Origin of the sequence: Albidovulum sp., from assembly GCF_041919395.1 — a bacterium.
GTDB lineage: Bacteria > Pseudomonadota > Alphaproteobacteria > Rhodobacterales > Rhodobacteraceae > Albidovulum.
On the sequence record NZ_JAYRTX010000160.1, the window covers coordinates 1 to 3552 of the forward strand.

Below are 3552 nucleotides of genomic sequence, written 5' to 3' on the forward strand. Positions count from 1 at the left end.
TTCGGGCCGTGGCGGCGAGTCGGCGGCATGATGGTGAACAATCCCGGCGGGGACAACCCGCGCGCCGCCGCGTGCGCCGTCGCCGGTTCCCTGGCGCGGCGCGGAATGCTAAGCCCGTGACCAGTCGCAGGAAGGCGGCGGGAAGGGCTGCGGGTCCGGGGCATGGGCACATTCGACATCGGGACCGTGCTCGTGGTCGGCGGGACCGGCCGGCTAGGCGGGCTGCTCCACCTGGCATGGGCGCGGTCGGGGCAGGGCGGGCTCGTCTGGCAGAGCCGCCGTCCGGGCGCGGCCGGGCCGGTGTTCGACCCCCTGACGGAGCCACGGAGCTTCGCCGCCGCGGCGCGGGGCGCGACGGCGATCCTCAACCTCGCGGGTCGGGTCGGGGAAGACGCCGCGGACCTCGCAAGCCATGCCGCGCTCGGCGTCGCGGCGCTTCGCGCCGCGGCGGAGGGGGGCGTGCCGCACGTCTTCCTCGCCTCGAGCGCCGCCGTCTATGGCGGTGCCGACGGCGCGCGGGAGGATGACATGCCGGCTCCGGTCGCGGAGTACGGGCGGGGCAAGGTGGCGATGGAGGAAGCGGCGCTGGCCTGGGTCGCAGCCCACCCGACCGGGCCCCGCGCGACCTGCCTCAGGATCGCCAATGTCGCCGGGGCCGACGCGCTTCTCGGGGTGCCGTCACGAGGTGGCCCTCAGGTGCTCGATGTCTTCGCGGACGGAACGGGTCCGCGGCGGAGCTACCTCGGCCCCGGCGCCCTCTCGGCCCTACTGGCCTGCCTCTTCGCGCGTGTTCGCGTGGGGGCCAGCCTGCCCCGGGTCCTGAATGTCGCCCTCGACGGCGCCGTGACGATGGAGGCGCTGCTTGCCGCCGCGGGGCGGCCCTGGGCACCGCGGCCGGCACCGGTTACGGCCATCCCGCTCGTGCGGCTCGATGTCGCCCGGCTTGCCGCGCTCTGCGGTCCCGTGCCCCCGGCAGAAGCAACGGGAATCGTCGCGGATCTTCGTGCCACGCTGGGCGAGGCGCCATGACACTGCCGAAGCGCCTCTTCGACCTCGCGCTCGCGCTCCTGCTCCTGGTGCCGGTCGGCGTCCTGATGGCGGGGGTTGCGCTCGCGCTTCTCGTGGCGCAGGGGCGGCCCATCCTCTATGGCGCCGAACGGATGCGCGCGCCCGGTCGCCCTTTCACCTTGTGGAAGTTCCGCACAATGCGGCCGGCGACGGGCGACAGCGGCGTTTCGGGCGGAGACAAGATGGCGCGGATCACCGGACCCGGCCGCTTTCTGCGCCGCACCCGGCTTGATGAACTGCCGCAACTGTTCAACATCCTGAAAGGCGACATGAGCTTCGTCGGACCGCGCCCGCCGCTGCGACAATACGTCGAGGCCTTCCCCGGACTCTACGACGAGGTTCTGGCCTGCCGGCCCGGCGTCACCGGCCTCGCCACGCTGGTTTTCTACAGGCACGAGGAGCATCTTCTCGCCTCATGCGCGAGTCCGGAAGAAACGAATCGCGTTTATATGCGGCGCTGCATCCCGCGAAAGGCGCGGCTCGATCTCATCTACCGGCGCCACCGTTCGCTCTGTCTCGATCTCGTGATCCTCGCCCGGACGGTCGCCGGTGTGGCCCGAAGGTCCTGATTCGGCCAAAAGCCGCGTGTGGCCGGCGATGGCGCTTCGGATACCCCAAGTTTCGCGGATATCCTGTTGCCATGTCGGCCAAAGCGGATACTACAATCCGTGAAAACCGCGTTCCTGCTAGCGACGGTGCGGAAGCGCAGTGTTGTGACCCGCGCAGAAGAACAGATCGAACGAGGCGATGGGGATATGGTGAAGTTCGTCCTGGCGATGACGCGGGGCCAGAAGCGCATGGTGCTTCTGGTCGTCGATCTCGCCTGCGTTGCCCTCGCCTTCGTCGCTGCGGGGATCATCCAGTTCTCGACCCTGCACCCGAAGGGCATACTCGCCGAAAGCTGGCCGCTGGTTCCACTCCTCGTCGCGGCGGCGCTCGGGCTTTCGCTGGTCCTCGGCACCGCCGACGTGCGGCTGAAGCACTACGACCTGGCCGCTGCGCAGCGCACGGCCTTCTTCGCGGCGATCCTTGGCGCAGCGAGTGCGGCCATCGCGCGCCTGGGCGGGCTCGGCTTGCCGGCGGGGTTCCATGTCGTCTTCGGGCTCGTCTTCTTCACTCTGGCTGCCGGTGTGCGCATCGCGCTTCTGCACATGCTTCTGGCGATTTACCGCCAGAGCGCCGAAGTCACGCGGGTGCTGATCTACGGCGCTGGCCGGACCGGGATGGCGCTGGCCGCGGCCCTGCGGAACCGGCCCGACATCCTGCCCGTGGCTTTCGTGGATGACAACGCGACGATGCGCGGGCTCATCGTGGCGGGCCTGCCGGTCTTCTCTGGCGCACATATCCCGAGGGTGCTGGAACGATACAGGGTCCAGCGTGTCATCCTCGCCATGCCGTCCCTGTCGGTGCACAAGCAGAGTCTTCTCTCTCGGCGGCTCGCGAAACTCGGGCTCGAGGTGGAGACGCTGCCGGCCTTCGCCCAGCTCATCGGCGACGAGGCGCTTGTCGACAAGCTCATGCCGGCACCACCCTCGGCGCTCCTCAACCGCCCGGGCCTGCACGACGAGATGTCCAGCGGGTGCGACGCGTGGCGCGACGCCGTGGTGATGATTACCGGTGCCGGGGGGTCGATCGGGCTTGAGCTTTGCCGTCAGGTCGTCGCCTGCCGGCCGCGCAAGCTCGTTCTCTTCGAATTGAGCGAGGTCGCGCTCTATTCAGCCGGGATGGAAATGCGGGTGCTGACGGAAGCGACAGGGACCGAAGTCGTGCCGGTGCTCGGATCGGTCGGCGACGGTGTGCTCGTCGAGCGGATCCTCCGCGAGCATGCCGTCGACGCCGTGCTGCATGCCGCCGCCTACAAGCATGTGCCGCTCGTCGAGGGCAATGCCCGCTCCGGTGTGGCAAACAACGCGCTTGCGACCGCCGTTCTGGCCCAGAAGGCGCGCGCCGCCGGTGTTGCGCGTTTCGTGCTCGTCTCCTCCGACAAGGCGGTGCGTCCGGCGAGCGTGATGGGTGCGACCAAGCGAGTGGCCGAACTGATCGTGCAGGGGCAGGCCGCCCAGTCGGGTCGGACGATCTTCTCGATCGTGCGCTTCGGCAATGTCCTCGGCTCCTCCGGCTCGGTGATCCCGCTCTTTCAGGAGCAGGTGGCAGCGGGCGGCCCCGTCACCCTGACGCATGAGGAGGTCACACGCTACTTCATGAGCATTCAGGAAGCCGCGCGCCTCGTGCTCATCGCCGGCAGTATGGCGAAGGGCGGCGAGGTCTTCGTGCTCGACATGGGTGCGCCGGTGGCGATCCGCGATCTCGCCCGCCGCGTGATCGCGGCCTCGGGCTACACGGTGCGCGACCGCGCTAACCCCGAGGGCGACATAGAGATCGTCACCACGGGGCTGCGGCCGGGCGAAAAGCTGCACGAGGAACTGGTCATCGGCAGAGGGCCGAGCCGGCGGGTCCATCCCAAGATCATGACGGTGATCGAAC

At 69.5% G+C, this 3552-nt stretch carries 3 protein-coding genes; all 3 read left to right on the forward strand.

Going from position 1 to position 3552, the window contains the following annotated elements:
• Positions 1 to 162 precede the first annotated feature (162 nt).
• Positions 163 to 1029 carry an NAD-dependent epimerase/dehydratase family protein gene (locus ACMUOO_RS16690; protein WP_301917880.1) on the forward strand — a complete coding sequence of 289 codons (867 nt, stop codon included), beginning with the start codon at positions 163 to 165 and terminating at the stop codon, positions 1027 to 1029.
• A complete protein-coding gene (locus tag ACMUOO_RS16695; protein ID WP_301917881.1) occupies positions 1026 to 1637 on the forward strand; it encodes a sugar transferase in 612 nt (203 codons plus the stop codon). The genes ACMUOO_RS16690 and ACMUOO_RS16695 overlap by 4 nt, the downstream gene beginning before the upstream one ends.
• Before the next feature lie 186 nt (positions 1638 to 1823).
• On the forward strand, positions 1824 to 3552 hold a 1729-nt coding region (locus ACMUOO_RS16700), incomplete at its 3' end, for a polysaccharide biosynthesis protein (protein WP_413855760.1).

Excerpts from the sequence above, each read along its gene's own strand:
- ACMUOO_RS16690 (WP_301917880.1), top strand. The coding sequence starts at position 163 with ATGGGCACATTCGACATCGGGACCGTGCTCGTGGTCGGCGGGACCGGC.
- ACMUOO_RS16695 (WP_301917881.1), top strand. The coding sequence starts at position 1,026 with ATGACACTGCCGAAGCGCCTCTTCGACCTCGCGCTCGCGCTCCTGCTC.